This window comes from Streptomyces sp. YIM S03343 (assembly GCF_054729195.1).
Window position 1 is genome coordinate 3,668,097 of record NZ_JBPUKX010000001.1, and the last position, 16,694, is coordinate 3,684,790.

General features: G+C 71.9%; 14 protein-coding genes, 1 pseudogene and 1 riboswitch. Of the genes and pseudogenes, 4 read left to right on the plus strand and 11 right to left on the minus strand.

All coding sequences use genetic code 11. The annotated features are described in order from the left end of the window. Positions 1–133 precede the first annotated feature (133 nt). Entirely contained in the window at positions 134–1,633 is a 1,500-nt protein-coding gene (locus tag ACSYGN_RS15595) for a sensor histidine kinase (protein ID WP_460403490.1), read from the plus strand. Positions 1,634–1,734: 101 nt separating this feature from the next. Here ACSYGN_RS15595 and ACSYGN_RS15600 read toward each other — a convergent pair. Further along, positions 1,735–1,977: pseudogene (locus ACSYGN_RS15600) on the minus strand (metallophosphoesterase); the annotation flags it as partial. 25 nt (positions 1,978–2,002) lie between these two features. After that, a complete protein-coding gene (locus ACSYGN_RS15605; protein WP_460396003.1) occupies positions 2,003–2,242 on the minus strand; it encodes an SCO4848 family membrane protein in 240 nt (79 codons plus the stop codon). 205 nt (positions 2,243–2,447) lie between these two features. Here ACSYGN_RS15605 and ACSYGN_RS15610 point away from each other — a divergent pair, with 205 nt between their 5' ends. Continuing rightward, positions 2,448–3,728: a D-alanyl-D-alanine carboxypeptidase family protein gene (locus ACSYGN_RS15610; protein WP_460403492.1), complete on the plus strand. Its 1,281-nt coding sequence runs from the start codon at positions 2,448–2,450 to the stop codon at positions 3,726–3,728. Here the strand turns inward: ACSYGN_RS15610 and ACSYGN_RS15615 are convergent. From ACSYGN_RS15615 to ACSYGN_RS15630, 4 genes are all read right to left on the minus strand, one after another. Continuing rightward, complete coding sequence (locus ACSYGN_RS15615) at positions 3,682–4,791, minus strand: YihY/virulence factor BrkB family protein (RefSeq protein ID WP_460396005.1); 1,110 nt, start codon at positions 4,789–4,791, stop codon at positions 3,682–3,684. The two genes, ACSYGN_RS15610 and ACSYGN_RS15615, sit on opposite strands and share 47 nt — an antisense overlap. A 197-nt stretch (positions 4,792–4,988) precedes the next feature. Then, complete coding sequence (locus ACSYGN_RS15620; RefSeq protein ID WP_460396007.1) at positions 4,989–5,573, minus strand: 2'-5' RNA ligase family protein; 585 nt, start codon at positions 5,571–5,573, stop codon at positions 4,989–4,991. A 332-nt stretch (positions 5,574–5,905) separates the two neighbouring features. Then, positions 5,906–6,919 (minus strand): tryptophan--tRNA ligase, encoded by a 1,014-nt coding sequence (gene trpS, locus ACSYGN_RS15625; protein ID WP_460396009.1) that lies wholly within the window; start codon positions 6,917–6,919, stop codon positions 5,906–5,908. 190 nt (positions 6,920–7,109) lie between these two features. Then, the gene (locus ACSYGN_RS15630) at positions 7,110–8,561 is read right to left on the minus strand and encodes a glycine hydroxymethyltransferase (RefSeq protein WP_460396011.1); all 1,452 of its coding nucleotides are present in this window, start codon (positions 8,559–8,561) and stop codon (positions 7,110–7,112) included. Positions 8,562–8,605: 44 nt separating this feature from the next. Beyond that, positions 8,606–8,698, minus strand: a riboswitch (ZMP/ZTP riboswitch). 243 nt (positions 8,699–8,941) lie between these two features. Here ACSYGN_RS15630 and ACSYGN_RS15635 point away from each other — a divergent pair. After that, a complete protein-coding gene (locus ACSYGN_RS15635; RefSeq protein ID WP_460403494.1) occupies positions 8,942–9,802 on the plus strand; it encodes a DMT family protein in 861 nt (286 codons plus the stop codon). Positions 9,803–9,861: 59 nt separating this feature from the next. On the opposite strand, the gene pdxR is transcribed toward ACSYGN_RS15635, so the two are convergent. After that, a complete protein-coding gene (gene pdxR / locus ACSYGN_RS15640) occupies positions 9,862–11,286 on the minus strand; it encodes a MocR-like pyridoxine biosynthesis transcription factor PdxR (RefSeq protein ID WP_460396013.1) in 1,425 nt (474 codons plus the stop codon). 47 nt (positions 11,287–11,333) lie between these two features. Here pdxR and ACSYGN_RS15645 point away from each other — a divergent pair, with 47 nt between their 5' ends. Next, complete coding sequence (locus tag ACSYGN_RS15645) at positions 11,334–11,831, plus strand: carboxymuconolactone decarboxylase family protein (protein ID WP_460396015.1); 498 nt, start codon at positions 11,334–11,336, stop codon at positions 11,829–11,831. A 34-nt stretch (positions 11,832–11,865) separates the two neighbouring features. Here ACSYGN_RS15645 and ACSYGN_RS15650 read toward each other — a convergent pair whose 3' ends face one another. The 4 genes from ACSYGN_RS15650 to ACSYGN_RS15665 form a co-directional block, all read right to left on the minus strand. Then, entirely contained in the window at positions 11,866–12,906 is a 1,041-nt protein-coding gene (locus ACSYGN_RS15650) for a hypothetical protein (RefSeq protein ID WP_460396017.1), read from the minus strand. Positions 12,907–12,916: 10 nt separating this feature from the next. Further along, positions 12,917–13,285, minus strand: a complete 369-nt coding sequence (locus ACSYGN_RS15655) for a hypothetical protein (RefSeq protein WP_460396019.1) — start codon at positions 13,283–13,285, stop codon at positions 12,917–12,919. A 20-nt stretch (positions 13,286–13,305) separates the two neighbouring features. Next, the gene (locus ACSYGN_RS15660; RefSeq protein WP_460396021.1) at positions 13,306–15,159 is read right to left on the minus strand and encodes a hypothetical protein; all 1,854 of its coding nucleotides are present in this window, start codon (positions 15,157–15,159) and stop codon (positions 13,306–13,308) included. Between the two features lie 304 nt (positions 15,160–15,463). Then, a complete protein-coding gene (locus ACSYGN_RS15665; RefSeq protein WP_460396023.1) occupies positions 15,464–16,564 on the minus strand; it encodes a hypothetical protein in 1,101 nt (366 codons plus the stop codon). Positions 16,565–16,694: the final 130 nt, after the last annotated feature.

Sequence of the window (16,694 nt, forward strand, 5' to 3'; positions counted from 1 at the left end):
ACCCACTTTGCCACGACCGACCCCGCCACGATCGACACCGCCACGACCGACCCCGCCACGGCCGCGTCGCTGGAAACTGCCCACGCTGCTGCGCTGCAAGCACGGCATCCACTCGCTGCGCGGCAAGCTGACGATGACGAACGTGGCGCTGCTCGCCCTCGGCATCGTGGCGGCGACCGCGGTGAGCCTGATGGGCATGCGGCACTATCTGCTGGACCAGATCGACACCCATCTGACCAAGACCCGTGACTCGCTGAGCAGTACGCCGCTGACCAGGAAGCAGCTCGACTCGCTGGCCGCGCTGGCGGTCATCCGGGACAAGTTCGTCGCCACGCCCACCGGCAGCCCGAGCCCGGATTCGGTGTTCACGCTGGTCGACGGCCGGGGCAGGGCGCTGCCGATCGCCGGGTTCGCGCCGTCCGGCTCGCAGCGGGCGCTGGCCGAGGCGGTCGGTGACCCGAGCCGGCTGGCCCGTGCCGCCGGTGCGCGGGAGATCAGCGTCCACGGCGCCGCCTACCGCGCCGTCGCCGTCCGGCTGGCCGACGGCTCCTACGTGGAGATATCCAGCTCCTCCGACGGACTCCACCAGGGCATAGCCAAGGCTCTGCGCCTCGATCTGACCGTCGGCACCCTGCTGCTGGCGCTGCTGGCCTGTCTGACGTTGTTCGAGGTGCGCCGTCGGCTGCGCCCGCTGGAGGACATGGTGGAGACCTCGTCGGCGATAGCCGAGGGCGATCTGACCCGGCGGGTGCCCTCCAGCGAGCATCCGACGCAGGAGGTCGAGCAGCTCCGGCTGGCCCTCAACTCGATGCTCCACCAGGTCGAGTCGGCGTACCGCACGCGCGAGCGCAGCGCGGCCCAGCTGCGCCGGTTCGTCGCGGACGCCTCGCACGAACTGCGCACCCCGCTGTCCGCGATCCGCGGCTATCTCCAGCTCTACGAGCGGGGCATGCTGCGCGAGCGGGACGAGCGGCAGCGGGCCTGGGACCGGATGAACGGCGAGGTGGACCGGATGGGGCGGCTGGTCGACGAGCTGCTGATCCTGGCCCGCCTCGACCAGCAGCCCGAGGTGCGCTTCCGCAACGTCGATCTGAGCAGGCTGGTGCGGGAGGCCGCCGAGGATCTGAGGGTGCAGCAGCCTCAGCGGCCGGTCACGGTGTCCGCCGAGGGTGCCCTGCTGGTGCACGCCGACGAGTCCGGGCTGCGGCAGGTCCTGGGCAACCTGCTCACCAACGTGCGTATCCACACACCCGACGAGGTGCCGGTGCGGCTGGGGGTCGAGCGGGCGGACGGGGTCGTACGGCTGTGTGTCGCGGACGAGGGTCCGGGGCTCGCGGAGGACGACGCGGCGCGGATCTTCGACCGTTTCTTCCGGGCGGGCGGCGGTGCGGGCAGCGGGCTCGGCATGGCGATCGTGCAGGGCGTGGTCCGCGCGCACGGCGGCGACGTGAGCGTGTGCACGGCACCGGAGAAGGGGCTCGCGGTGACGGTCACCCTGCCCGCGGGGGTGCCGGACGCACAGTCCGGGTTGCTCGCCCCCGCCGCCCCTACCCGTCCCGTCACGGGGGCTCAGCCCCCGTACCCCCGCTCCTCAAACGCCGGAGGGGCTGAATTCAGCCCGTCCGGCGTTTGAGGACGAGGCCCGAAGGGCCGACAGGCGGGGGTCTGGGGGCGCAGCCCCCAGGGACGGGAACGGGAAGGGGCGGCGGGGGCGAAAACCCGGACCGCTCGCGCCTATGCCTGCCGGGACACGAGCTGGATGACCGTGATGTCCGACGGCGCCGCCACCCGCGTCGGCGGACCCCAGGCCCCGGCGCCGCGGGTGACGTGGAGTTGGGTGTCGCCGTAGCGCTCCAGGCCCGCGACGGTCGGGTTGGCCGCGGCGGCGATCAGGTTGCCTGGCCAGAGCTGGCCGCCGTGGGTGTGGCCGGAGAGCTGGACGTCGACGTGGTGCTTCACGGCCTCGTGGATCAAGACGATGACCACGTGTCGGCAGCTCCCGCTATGACGTCCGGCGCAGTGCGCGCAGTCCGCGCAACCCGATGCCCCCGATGACCGTCCCCAATACGAAGGAGACGACGGCCAGCGCCAGATGGACCCAGAAGAACGCCGTCGGGTGGCCGCCGTCGAAGGCCTGCCCACTGCTGTCTTTAATTAGGTTTTTTACGAAAGTGACCCAAATGACCCAGCTCCATACCCCGAAGGCGAGCAGGAACCAGGAGACGGGACGGCTGAGCTTCATAGGTTCAGTATCTCCGTCCTCCGGCCGGTTCTGTGGCCGGGGTGGGCCGGGCATGAGGGCGGCGCCGCGCGCGGCAGGTACCTTCTCGGACGTGCCCCCACCCCTGACAACCAGCTCCCTGACAACCAGCTCCCTGATGGCCAGCTCCCTGACGACCGCTCTCCCCAAGACCGCCCCCCTGACGACCGGACGCCCCGACACCGCCATGACGCCCAGTAACCGCCGACGCGCACTGATCACCTCCGCCGCCGCGCTCTCCCTCGCCCTGACCGGCGCCCTCGCCGCGCCGGGCGCCGCCCTCGCCGCGCCGAGCCCCGGCACCAGTCCCTCGGCCACTCCCCCGGCGACCATGTCGACGGTGGGCGGGGCCCGCCTGGGGCAGTCCGGGACGCAGGCCCAGCTCGGCACCGGGGCGCCCGTGCTGCCCAAGGGGCTCAGCGCGCGGTCGTGGATCGTGGCCGACGCCGAGTCCGGCGAGGTGCTGGCCGCGCACAACGCGCATTGGCGGCTGCCCCCGGCCAGCACGATGAAGATGCTGTTCGCGGACACCGTGCTGCCGGTGTTCCCCAGCTCCGAACAGCACAAGGTGGTGTCCGCCGATCTGGCGGGCATGGGCGCGGGATCCAGCATGGTCGGGATAAAGGAGGGCGAGAGCTACACCGTCCGGGATCTGTGGCTGGGCGTGTTCCTGCGCTCCGGGAACGACGCCGTGCATGTGCTGTCGGCGATGAACGGCGGCGTCGCGAACACCGTGAAGGACATGAACGCGCACGCCGACGAGCTCCAGGCCCTCGACACCCATGTCGTGACCCCGGACGGCTACGACGCTCCCGGCCAGGTCTCGTCGGCGTACGACCTGACGCTGATCGCCCGCTCCGGGCTCCAGAAGAAGGACTTCCGCACCTACTGCTCGACCGTCCGCACCAAGTTCCCCGGTGAGACGAAGAAGGACAAGAAGGGCAAGAAGGTCCGCGGGTCCTTCGAGATCCAGAACACCAACCGGCTGCTGAGCGGCGACGCCGACGTACCCGTCTACCAGGGCATCGCCGGTGTGAAGAACGGCAACACCACCAACGCGGGCGCCACCTTCACCGGCGTCGCGGAGCGGAACGGCCGGGTGCTGCTGGTCACGGTGATGAAACCGGAGGCCACGGAGCACAACGAGGTCTACAAGGAGACCGCCAAGCTGTTCGACTGGGGGTTCCAGGCGGCCGGGAAGGTGACCCCGGTGGGCACGCTGGTGGCGCCCAAGGGTGCTGCGGCCACCGCCTCGGCGGGCGCGCAGGCGGGGGCCACGGCGTCCGCGGGCGAGGCGGGCGGCGACAGCGCCTCGAAGGCACCGGCGGCGGCGCAGGCCGGGGGCGGGTCAAGGGGCGCGGGGATCGCGCTCGGGATCGCGGGCGGGGTGGTGCTGCTGCTCGCGGCGGGCGGATTCCTCGTCAACCGCCGGTGGCCGCTGCCCGATCTGGTGCGCCGCCGCAAGTGACGTCACCGGCACCGTCGCCGTCACCGGACTCGCCGGGTCCGGCGCCCTTGCTCGGCTGATCCGGCTCCTTCGGCTCGGTCTGCCTGCTCGGCTCAGTTGGTTTGCTTGGCTCAGCTGTCTTGGTCTGCTCGTTCGGCTCGTTCGGCTCGTTCGGCTCAGCCGACTTACTCGGCTCCTGCACCTCACTCACCTCACTCGCCTCACTCGCCTCGCGCTCCCTGCTCGGTGTCGCCGTCCAGGCAGCACAGAACAGGACGAGTTTCGCGGTGAAGTTGATCCACAACAGCAGGGCGACGGGCACCCCGAACGCGCCGTACATGCTTTTCGTGGCGACGCCCTGGATATAGCCGCTGAGCAGCAGCTTCAGCAGTTCGAAGCCGATCGCGCCGAGGAGTGCGGCGACGAGGAGGCGACGGCGGGGCGGTTCCACGCCGGGCAGCAGGGTGAGGACGTAGAGGAGCATCAGGAAGTCGGCGAGCACGGCCACGGCGAACGCGGCGGCCCGCAGCAGGACGCTGCTCCAGCCGTGCTCGTCGAGGCCGAGCCCGCGGGCCGTCGAGCCGACGGCGGCCGAACCGATCGTGGACGCGGCGAACGTGACGAGGACGGCGCCGCCGAGGCCGACCAGGATGCCCGCGTCCCGTGCCTTGGCGACGAGGGGGTTCTCCTCGCGGTCGGGCAGTTCCCACACCGCGCGCAGACAGTCCCGCACCTGGCCGACCCAGCCGATGCCGGTCAGCAGCAGCACCGCTCCGGCGATCAGTCCGATCGTGCCCGCGTTGTGGACCAGGCCGTTGATGTCCAGCTGGTCGGAGATACCGGGCACCTGCTCGGCGAGCTTGTTCTCCAGTTTCTGCTGCTGGCCGGCGCTGAGCGTGGCGGCGGCGACGGCCGCGGCGACGGTCAGCAGCGGGAAGAGCGCGATGAAGCTGATGAAGGTCATCGCGGCGGCCAGCCGGGTCCACTTCACCCGGTCCAGCCGCTCGTACGACCGCCACGCGTGCGTCAGCATCAGACGCGTCACGAGAGGTCCTACGAACGGGAGCCTCTTCAGCCAGTCCATGTCCGAGCCCTGCCCTCCGCGCGATCCGTGGGTTCCCCGGTTCTCCGGGTTCCCCGGTTCTCCGGGTTCCCCGAAAGCGCGGAAGTGCGACCTGCGGTGACACGAACGGGCGATGCTTTGCCGACCGGCTGACCGGCTGACCGGTCGGCCGGGCGCAGGCGGGTGCAGGCTGGTGCAGGCTGGTGCAGGCGGGCGGCTCAGCGGCTGGGGATCGTGCCCCGGTCCCGGTCCGCGTGAGGTATCTGCGGCGGGACCACCGCGCCGCCGAAGGCGTACTCGCGCAGGGTGCGCCAGGTGCCGTCGGTGCCGCGCGCGTAGAGCGCGAAGCCGGTGCAGGACCAGTCGGCCTCGTAGGAGGCGAGCTCCTCGAAGGCACGGTCCATGGCGGGGTCGTCGATGCCGTGCGCCACCGTGACATGCGGGTGGTACGGGAACAGGAGTTCGCGGGCGCACGGCCCGGAGGCGTCACGGACCTGCTTCTGGAGCCAGGTGCACGCCTCGGTGCCCTCGGCGATCCGCAGGTACACGACCGGCGACATGGGCCGGAAGGTGCCGGTGCCGGACAGCCGCATCGGGAACGGTCTCCCGGAACGCGCCACCTCGGTGAGATGCCGCCCGATGGCCGGAAGGCCGGCCTCGTCGACCTCGGTCGGCGGGAGCAGGGTGACATGGGTGGGGATACCGAGAGCCGCGGCGTCGCCGAAGCCCGCGCGCAGCGCCTGGATCAGGCTGCCGTGAGGCTCCGGGACCGCGATCGACACGCCGATCGTTACGGTCCCCACGTCGTGTCTCCTTCTCGTCGTGCCGAATGGGCCCGGTGCGATCCGGTGTGGTCCGGGGCGGTCCGGTGGGATCCGGCGGTTTCCGGTGAGTTGTGAGTCGTCTGTGCTGTTTGCCGTCCGCCTTCGACTGTACGGCCCGGACCGGGCCGTGGGCAGGCGCAGCGGGAGTGATGTGCGGCGCTTCGGAGCAGGACGTGCGGACGGTCGTGCGACGACATGCGTACGGCCGTGCGCCTCAGTGCCCCGCGCCCCACGCCCCGCGCCGCCACTCCCCGTGCCCGGCCGTGCCCGGTGTGCCGCTCTGTGCTGCCCTGAGCCGCCCTGAGCTGCGCTCAGTGCTTCGCGGGCAGGAAGCCGACTCTGTCGTAGGCCTGGGCGAGGGTCTCCGCGGCGACGGTACGGGCCTTCTCCGCGCCCTTGGCGAGGACGGCGTCCAGCGTCTCGGGGTCGTCCAGGTACTGCTGGGTGCGCTCCCGGAACGGGGTGACGAACTCCACCATGACCTCGGCGAGGTCGGTCTTGAGGGCGCCGTAGCCCTTGCCCTCGTAGCTCTTCTCCAGGTCGGCGACCGAGGTGCCGGTGAGGGTCGAGTAGATGGTGAGGAGATTGCTCACACCGGGCTTCTCGGCAGCGTCGTAGCGGATCACGGTGTCCGTGTCCGTGACGGCGCTCTTGACCTTCTTCGCGGTCGCCTTCGGCTCGTCGAGGAGGTTGATGAGGCCCTTCGGCGTGGACGCCGACTTGCTCATCTTGACGCCCGGGTCCTGGAGGTCGTAGATCTTCGCCGTCTCCTTGAGGATGTACGGCCTCGGGACGGTGAAGGTCTGGCCGAAGCGGCCGTTGAAGCGCTCGGCGAGGTCGCGGGTCAGCTCGATGTGCTGGCGCTGGTCCTCGCCGACGGGGACCTCGCCTGCCTGGTAGAGCAGGATGTCCGCGACCTGGAGGATCGGGTAGGTGAAGAGGCCGACAGAGGCGCGTTCGGTGCCCTGCTTGGCGGACTTGTCCTTGAACTGGGTCATACGGGAGGCCTCGCCGAACCCGGTGAGGCAGTTCATGACCCAGGCGAGCTGAGCGTGCTCGGGGACATGGCTCTGGACGAACAGCGTGCAGCGCTCGGGGTCGAGTCCGGCCGCGAGGAGCTGGGCGGCGGCGAGGCGGGTGTTGGCGCGCAGCTCGGCCGGGTCCTGCGGGATCGTGATCGCGTGCAGGTCGACGACCATGTAGAACGCGTCGTGGGTCTCCTGGAGGGCCACCCACTGGCGTACGGCGCCGAGATAGTTGCCGAGGTGGAACGAACCTGCGGTGGGCTGGATTCCGGAGAGCACACGGGGTCGATCAGAGGCCATGTTTTTCATTGTCGCAGAGAGCGCAGGGGCTTCGGCGCACGGCTATGGGGGTCCGGTGGGCGGGCTCCGCGGTGGGCGGCGCGTGGCTCCCGGGCGGGTCTCGTGCACGGGTCCCGGGCGGGCGGCGCGTGGGGAACTGCGGGCCGTGGTGGGCCGGTCGCGCAGTTCCCCGCGCCCCTGGCGGGGCGCCTCAGCCCAGGTCGATCTCCGGGTACAGCGGGAAGCCCGCCACCAGGTCGGTCGCGCGGCGCGAGATCTCGTCGGCGGTCTTCTCGTCCAGGACGTGGGCGGCCTTGCTCGGGGCGCCGGACTTGGTGGTGCCCGGCTGCGTGGTGGTCAGGACCCGGTCGATGAGGGCGGCGACCTCGTCCATCTCGGCGGTGCCGAGGCCCCGGGTGGTGAGCGCGGGGGTGCCGACGCGGATGCCGGAGGTGTACCAGGCGCCGTTCGGGTCGGACGGGATGGCATTGCGGTTGGTGACGATGCCGGACTCCAGGAGCGCGGCCTCGGCCTGACGGCCGGTGAGGCCGTAGGAGCCGGCGACGTCGATGAGGTTGAGGTGGTTGTCGGTGCCGCCGGTGACGAGGGTGGCGCCGCGCCGCGTCAGGCCCTCGGCGAGGGCGCGGGAGTTGTCGACGATGCGCTGCGCGTAGTCCTGGAAGGCGGGCCGACGGGCCTCGGCGAGGGCGACGGCCTTGGCGGCCATGACGTGCGGGAGGGGGCCGCCGAGCACCATCGGACAGCCGCGGTCGACCTGGTCCTTGAGGGTGTCGTCGCAGAGGACCATGCCGCCGCGCGGGCCGCGCAGCGACTTGTGGGTGGTCGTGGTCACGATCTGGGCGTGCGGCACCGGGTCGAAGTCGCCGGTGAGCACCTTGCCCGCGACCAGACCGGCGAAGTGCGCCATGTCGACCATGAGCGTGGCGCCGACCTCGTCGGCGATCTCCCGCATCAGACGGAAGTTCACCAGGCGGGGGTAGGCGGAGTACCCGGCGACGATGATGAGCGGCTTGAACTCGCGGGCCGAGGCGCGCAGGGCGTCGTAGTCGAGCAGGCCGGTGGCCGGGTCGGTGCCGTAGGAGCGCTGGTCGAACATCTTGCCGGAGATGTTCGGGCGGAAGCCGTGGGTGAGGTGGCCGCCGGCGTCGAGGGACATGCCGAGCATGCGCTGGTTGCCGAAGGCCTGGCGCAGCTCGGCCCAGTCGGCGTCGGAGAGGTCGTTGACCTGGCGGACACCGGCCTTCTCCAGGGCGGGGACCTCGACGCGCTGGGCGAGGACGGCCCAGAAGGCGACGAGGTTGGCGTCGATGCCGGAGTGCGGCTGGACGTAGGCGTGCCGGGCGCCGAACAGCTCGCGGGCGTGCTCGGCGGCGAGTGACTCGACGGTGTCGACGTTGCGGCAGCCCGCGTAGAAGCGGCGGCCCACGGTGCCCTCGGCGTACTTGTCGCTGAACCAGTTGCCCATCGCGAGGAGTGTCGCCGGGGAGGCGTAGTTCTCGGAGGCGATCAGCTTGAGCATCTCGCGCTGGTCGGCGATCTCCTGCCCGATCGCGTCCGCGACGCGCGGCTCGACGGCGCGGATCACATCGAGGCCGGCGCGGAAGGCGGTGGACTCGGTGGACAGGGGCTGCTGCTCTGACATGGGACCTCCGGACGTCGTGTGCACATCTTCACGTACTGCGTTCACGGTTCGGCCCAGGCGCACGGCACACGACGCTCACTGCTGGGCCGCTCCCCGATGGTCGGTCCCATCCCAGCGCGCCAGTCACGGCCCGCCGCAAGCCTATCGCCCGCCCCGGAGGCCGCCGGCCCGTCGTCCACGATGCGGGCGGAAAGGGCCGAGTACGGTCGAATACGAGTGAGTAGAAGTGAGTACGAGCGAGTACGAGTGAGTACGAGCTAGTACGCGCGCCTGTGGGGGACTACGGGCGACTACGGGTGAGTACGGGATGGGCCGTCCCTGGACTTCCCTTTCCCGTCTTCTGGAGTCCCGTCTTCTAGAGTCCCGGTGTGGTCTTCGGAATGGTGTGCGCGCTGGGCGCGGCGGTCTGCTTCGGTACGGCGACGGTGCTCCAGGCGATGGCGGCGCGGGCGGCGGCCGCCGAGGGGGGCGGGGGCGGCGACGCGGCGCTCCTGCTCAGGGCGGTGCGCCAGTGGCGCTATGTGGCGGGTCTCGCCCTGGACGGACTGGGCTTCCTGTTCCAGATCGCGGCACTGCGCTCGCTGCCGATCTACGCGGTGAGCGCGGCGCTGGCGTCCAGTCTGGCGGTGACCGCGGTGGTCGCGGCGCGGCTGCTGGGAGTACGGCTGAGCGGGGTCGAGTGGGGCGCGGTGGGCGTGGTGTGCGCCGGACTCGCGATGCTGGGCCTGGCGTCGGGCCCGGAGGGCGACAAAAGCGGCACCACCCAGCTGCGGTACGCGATGCTGGCGATGTCGGTGGCCGTCCTGCTGCTCGCGCCGCTCGGGAGCCGGCTGAAGGGCAGGTCCCGCGCGCTGGTGCTGGGTCTCGGGGCCGGTTTCGGCTTCGGGGTGGTGGAGGTGGCCGTCCGGCTGATCGACTCGCTGCACCCCTCGGACCTGCTCACCAATCCGGCGGCGTACGCCCTGCTGATCGGCGGCGGCGCCGGGTTCATGCTGCTGACGTCGGCCCTCCAGCGGGGCTCGGTGACAACGGCCACCGCCGGGCTGGTCATCGGGGAGACGCTGGGCCCGGCCACGGTGGGCGTGGTGTGGCTCGGCGACCGGACCCGGGAGGGCCTGGAGTGGCTCGCGGTGCTGGGGTTCGCGGTGGCGGTGGCAGGGGCGCTGCTGCTGGCACGGTTCGGGGAGGCGCCGGTGGAGGAGACGGAGGCGGAGGCCGAGGAGCGGGTGCCGCGGGGGTGACGCACGCTGCCTCGTTCGGCTGCGGGGAGGATCGCTGCGGGGCTGGGCGCTGAGAGGGCTCATGGCAGCGCACGGCACAGGGCCTCCAGGGCGGCCGTCCACAGGTGGTCGGGGGGTGTGCCGTAGCCGACGACCAGGGCGTCCAGGCCGTCGGGGGCGGCCAGGGGGTGGCGGAATCTCGACAGACCGTGCAGGGCGAGGCCCTGCCAGACGGCCGCCCGTACGACCGACGGTTCGGTGCCGGGCGGCAGCCGCAGCACCGCGTGCAGCCCTGCGGCGATCCCGGTGGCGCGGACCTCCGGGGCGTGCTCGGCGAGGGCGGCGACCAGGGCGTCGCGGCGCCGCCGGTAGCGCAGCCGGACGGCGCGGACATGGCGGTCGTAGGCGCCGGAGGTGAGGAACTCGGCCAGGGTGAGCTGGTCGAACACCCCGCAGCTGTCGGCGTGGCCCTTCACCGCCCTGGCCTCTTCGGTGAGCCCCGGCGGTAGCACCGCCCAGGCCAGCCGTATCCCGGGGGCGAGGGACTTGCTGGCGGTGCCGTAGTGGACGACCTGGCCGGGAGCCAGGCCCTGGAGCGCGCCGATGGGCTGGCGGTCGTAGCGGAACTCCCCGTCGTAGTCGTCCTCCAGGATCACCCCGCCGGTGCGGCGGGCCCAGTCGACGACGGCCGCGCGGCGGTCGGGGTGCAGGGGCACGCCCATCGGGAACTGGTGCGCGGGTGTCAGCAGTACGGCGCCCACGTCCATGTCCGCCAGCTCGCGGGTGTCCGTGCCGAGGTCGTCGAACGGGAGCGGCTTCACGCGCAGCCCGGTCGTGGCGAGCAGGTTCCAGTGGAAGTCGAGGCCGTACGACTCGACGGCGACCGTGCGCACCCCGCGCGCCCGAAGGACGGTGCCGAGGATGCGCAGCCCCTGGGAGAAGCCCGCGGTGACGAGGATGTTCCCGGGGTCGGCGCGCACGCCCCGGACCCGGGCGAGGTGACCGGCGAGCGCGGTGCGCAGCTCGGGACGGCCGCCCGGGTCGCCGTAGCCGAGGGCTTCGTTGGGGGCGGCGGCGAGGGCGCGGCGGGCGGCCTTGAGCCATGCCGTGCGGGGGAAGGCGGAGAGGTCGGGGGTGCCGGGGACCAGGTCGTAGGGGAGGCGGCCGGGGCGGCGGGGGTGGGTGGGCGACGCCGCGCTGCCCGGCCGGGGCCGCCCCGGGGCCGGTGCGGACAGTCCGGTGGCGACTCTGGTGCCGGAGCCCTGGCGGGCGGTGAGCCAGCCCTCGGCGACCAGGTCGGCGTAGGCCTCGGCGACGGTGTTGCGGGCGATGCCGAGGTCGGCGGCCAGGGTACGGGAGGACGGCAGCCGGGTGCCGGGGCGCAGCCGGCCGGTGCGGACCGCTTCGCGCAGCGCGTCGGTCAGGCCGCGCCGCAGTCCCGGTCCGGCCGGTTCCAGGTGCAGGTCCACACCCGAGGCGGCCAAAGTGGCCCATGAATCACCCATGGAAATGGACCATACCCGTGGGCTGCCCGCCGCCTAGGGTCGATGCCATGAGCAACGACGAGAACACCACGTACGTCCCCGAGCACACCCCCCGTCTCGCCTGGGCGCAGCACGCCCCCGACGTCTACAAGGCGATGGTCCGACTGGACGCCGCCGCCCGGCGGGGGATCGACCCGAAGCTGCTGGAGCTGGTGAAGATCCGCGCCTCGCAGCTCAACCACTGCGCGTTCTGCCTGGACATGCACACCAAGGACGCGCTCGCCGCCGGGGAGAGCGTCGAGCGGATCATCCAGCTCGGCGCGTGGGAAGAGTCCAAGCACTTCTACACCGCGAAGGAACTCGCGGCGATCGAGCTGACCGAGGCGGTCACGGTCCTGACGGACGGCTTTGTGCCGGACGAGGTGTACGACACGGCCGCCAAGCACTTCGACGAGGCCGAAATGGCCCAGCTGATCGCCCTGATCACGGTGATCAACGCATGGAACCGGTTCGCCGTGACGACGCGGATGGTGCCGGGGCACTACACGCCGGGGCAGCGCGGCTGAGCCGTACGACCGGTGCCGATGTCCGACCTGGTTCTCAGTCCTGCGGTGTCCCGCACGCCGCGCCCTTCGGGCAGAACCAGGTCAACGCGGTGGTGAGGCGCTGGAGGTCATCGGTGCCGTTGCCGTCGGCGGCGGGGCCGTAGGCGGCGATGGCGTAGATGTTGCCGTCCGGGGCCACGAAGCGTTCGTCGTAGACGTGCCATGTGCCCACGTCCGGCTCGCCCTTGATGCGCGTCGCACTCCATTCGAGCCGGGTGCCGGTGAAGCCCGCGGTGTCCAGGTTCTCGCGGGACAGCGACTGGAAGCCGCGGGGCTTGACGGTCTGGTCCGACAGAAAGAGGTCGAACGAGGCGTCCGGTGACGACTCCTCCACCTGATAGATCTGGAGCCGGTGTCTGCGGTCCGGGCTGCGGTAGTTGACCACCTTGATGCCGAAGACCGAGGCGACCGTGGTCCGGCTCCATCCCTTCGGCCGGGCGATGCGGAAGCCCGCGTCGTCCGGGTACGACTCGTAGCCCGTGGGGGGTCGGGCGGAGCCGGAGAAGGGGGCGGTCGCGGTGCCGGTGGGCGTGGACGTGGATGTGGGCGTGGTGTCTGGAGGGCCGGCCGAGCCGGACTGCGGCGACGACGACGTCGACGGAGGTGCGGACGCCGTGGTGGTGCCGTGGGCGCCGGTCGGCTTCTGCTTGCCCTTGCCGTCACCGATCACCAGCGTCAGGACCAGGCTCACGGCCACTCCGAGCGCGGCGGCTCCGATGATCACGGACACGGCCAGGCGGCGGCTGGTGCCACGCGTCCGGGGCCGGGTGGGGGGTGTGTCCGGGGGCGGTGAGAACTGCCAGGTCCCGGTGTCCGGGGGCGGTGTTGGTGTCGGTGGCGGGGTGGTGGTGGTGCCGTGGGGCGTGGTGCTGCGCTCCGGGTCGTACCAGGGTGGGGCGACCGGGGGCGCCGACGGTGGCGTCATGGGGCGGGGCGGGGGCTGGTCCGGCAGGGTCGGCGGACTCACCGTCGCCGTGCCGTCCGTGTCCTCCCAGCGCTGGGTCTCCTCGTTCCAGTATCTCGGTCCCCCGTTCACGGTGCTCCTCTCACAGCCCTACCAGCCCGGCCACCGTGCCCGCCGAGGCGAGGACGGTGAGCAGGGCCTGGGAGTCGCCCAGCAGTTCGCGCAGCCGCTCGCGGCGCGAGGGGGCCGCCCGGCCGGTGCGGGTGATCTCGTCCTCGGTGTCGGCGAGCGCGGTGTCCAGCGTCGCGGTCTGGTCGGTGGCCCGCACCCGGACCAGGTCGGCACGCAACTCCCGCACGGCACGCAGCAGTTCCTGGGCGGCTTCGGCGGCCTCGTCGAGGGGTGCGGTGGGGCCGGTGGTGTGGTGGCTCTCCACGTGGGCGTTGTCGCCGAAGGCGAAGGTGCCGCCCGAGATGTCACGGATGGTGATCTTTGGGTCGTCCGACGTCATGGCGCGGGCTCCCTTCTGCTCTACGGCTCCAGGCCGTTGCTGCCGGTGGGGGCGGAGGTGGTGGTCGCGGTGCTGTTCGAGGGGGCGGCCGAAGTCGTCGAGGACACCTTCGCGTTGTCGCCGAAGGCGAACGTGCCACCCGAGATGTCGCGGATATGCACTCCGCCGTTGCTGATGTTGTTGACCTGCTGGACGAACTCGCCTGTCTGGTAGCCGAACTCGGCGAGCGCGGTCCGCACTCCGTTCGCGACACGGTCCTGGATGCTCTTCAGATACCGCGAGACGTCCATCTCCTGGAACGTCGAACCCACCTCCGCCGCACCCAGTTCCCGCACGGACAGGGCGGGGCCGTCGGGCAGCGCATTGGTGTAGCCGCCGGTCAGCTGGCGCCAGAGGTACGCAATGGTCCTGCCGACGACGACGATGCAGCGCGCCGGTGAGCCGGGCACCCGTACGACGGCCCAGGCGGCCTTGCCCAGCGCGTTGTTGTGCCGGAAGCGGTGGGCCGTACGGTCGGCGTTCTTGAAGTCCTCGCGCACCGGCAGCAGGACGTGCGGGGCGATCTCCAGCATGAGCATGCGCCCCTGGGTGTGGATGCGCACGAACACGGTGACGACCAGCTCCTCCTCCCAGCCGCCGACCCGGATCCGCAGGAAGTGCCGCCGTTTCTCGGCACCCTCCTCGACGGCGTGCGCCCGGTGGTACTCGAACTGCTCGGGCTGGTACGGCGCTTCGTCGCGCCGCGGCAGCCCTTCGGCGGGCAGGAACACGCACTCGTCGATCTCCAGCGTGCGCAGCCGGTCGCGCACCCCGGGGCCCGCGTGCTCGGCGGGCAGCCGGAGCCGTTCGAGCAGCGGCCGGATCCGCTCCAGGACATCGCGGTTGCTGATCGGCTGCTGATGCTTCTTGAGCGTGTCGGGCCGGAGTTCGACCGGCAGGACCCAGGTGTCGTAGGCGCTGCCCGCCCCGCAGAAGGGCCGGGCCTCGTGGTACATGATCAGGTGCGCGTGCTGCTCGGTCCGGACGCGGTGCGCCAGCCAGCGGAAGCGCTGCCCGTCGTTCTGCTCGGCGGGGTCGGTGGCGGCGTCCGGGAAGCGCTGCGAGGACAGTTCTGCGGCCATGAGGCGCGCGAACTGGATCCGCCCGGCGACCTCGCAGCCCGCGATGAGACCGAAGACGACGATCATCGCCCATGCCTGCCAGGGCTTGATCAGATCGCCCAGCGCACTCGGGTCCACGGCGGCGCTGGCCGCGCCGGCCGCGCTGGACGAGCTCGACGAGTAGCTGTCGCCGTACAGGCTGGAGGAACCGTACGAACCGGAGGACGAGCCGCCGTCCCCGCCGCCGAACGCGACGAACAACGTCATGCCCAGCAGGACGGCGAACCAGATCCGGCCGGCCCAGCGGAAGAGGAAGGACAGCACGACGCGGTAGAGGGGCGTCCGTTCGAGACGACGACCCCTGATCCATACCCCGATCCACAGGTACAGGCTGGGTGTCAGGAAGAAGACGGCGAGACCGCGGGTCAGCGCGGCACCCGCCAGCCAGAGTCCCAGCGCGGCCAGCGCCCACTGGAGTTCCTGTCGGCGGGCGCGCAGCGCGTGCGCCAGGACCCGTGCGGCGTCGTGGCCGAGCGACGGCGCCACGAAGCGCTGCATGTTGAGGTGGAGTTCCTCGATCACCCGGTTGCGGTAGCCGGCGTCCAGGTAGGTGCCGGCGCAGAGCAGACGGGTGGCCTCGCTGGCGTGCGGTGGGACGGGCGGCATGGGCATGGGCGCGGGCGCCCCCGGGTCCGCGGGCTGCGGCTGGTGCTGGTGGTGCGGCTGGTGGTGCGGCTGCGGACGTGGCTGTTCCGGCAGGTGTCCGGTACTCACGCGAATCCCCCGATGCGTGGAACTTCACTCGCTCACCGGCGAGCTGACATCACATCAGCATAGGGGGGACCTGAGGGACGGGAACAGTGAAAATCGCCGTCCTGATGCTGTCACACGCTTGTCCGAGCGGAGATCCCGGCCTAGGGCGTGTCTGACAATTCGCGTCGGATCAGCGCGCGGCGTCTGGTGCGGTGCATCGCAAGGCGGAGGATCTCCCGCGTACTGGACGTACTCGGGTGATCCGACAACGCGGCGAGGTGCCGTGCCAGGCGTCGCGCGCCCGGCGGGAATTGTCAGACACGCCCTAGGAGCACCCGGAGCCGCCGGACGGGCAGAAGGAGGCCAGCGCCGTGGTGAGGGGGCCGCGGACCAGGGCCGGGCCGAGGTCCTCGGGGCCGCTCGTGCGGAACGCGTACAGCGTGCCGTCGGCCGCCTGGAAGCGGTGGTCGACGACTAGGCGGGCGCCCTTGTCCTTGTCGTCGTAGCGGTAGGAGACCTCGGCCCAGGTGTCGCCGGAGGTGCGGTCCTGGACCTGGTAGCCGGGCTGGTGGGCGAAGCCGTAGCCGGGGGCGTTCTCGGCGAGGTCCAGGGACTCGGCGGGGGTGGCCTCGGCGAGCGCGAAGATCTGGAGCTGGCGGCCGTCGGACGGGGAGTCGTAGTAGACCACCGGCGCCTTCTCGCCCTGCTCCTGCCGACGCTTCCAGCCCTGGGGGACGTCCAGGGTGTAGCCGACGGGGTCCTCGGCGGTGCGGTAGCCCGGGGCGGCGGACGCGGAGGCGTACTCCGACGCCGGGGTGGTCGCGAGGGACGTGTCCGACGGGGACACGGGCGGCGTCGTGCCTGCCGCGGAGGGCGTGCCGGAGGGCGCCGGTGCGGTGACGCTGACGCTCGTCGCCGGGCCCGCGGTGTCGCCGGAGTGGCCCCTGGCGGCGTACCAGACGCCGGTCCCGGCACCCGCTCCGGCCACGACGGCGAGGGCGACCAGCCCGGCGATACGGCCGACCCCGCGCGCGAGCGCCGGGGGCTGCGGGGGCTCAGGGGTGGTGGGGGTCAGGGTGTACGCGGGCGGTTGCGTGGGGAAGGCGGGCGGGGTGTACGGGCTCGGCTCGCCCGTCGGGGCGGGAGGGGCCGAGGGAGCGGGCGCCGGAGCGGGCGTCGGGGCGGGAGGGGCCGAGGGAGCGGGCGCCGGAGCGGGCGTCGGAGTGGAAGCGGGTGGTGGCGGTGGCACCGGGATGCCGGTCTGTGTCTGCGCCACGGCCCAGGGTGGCGGTGTGTTGGCCGCCTGCGTCTCGGCCGACGCCCAGTCAGGCACACCGGCGCCGGAGCCGCCGTAGCCACCGGAACCGCCGCCTCCCCCTGACGCCGATCCCGCCTCTGCGCCGCCGTACTCGTCGCGTCCGGTCATCGCGAATCCCCCGATTCACCCTTGGTGGGTACCGCTCATGACGGTACCGGTGAAAACGGGCGCGGGCCGTGTTCCGGACAGAACCGGAACACGGCCCGAAAGCACTCGATACGAACCGAGATGCGAACCG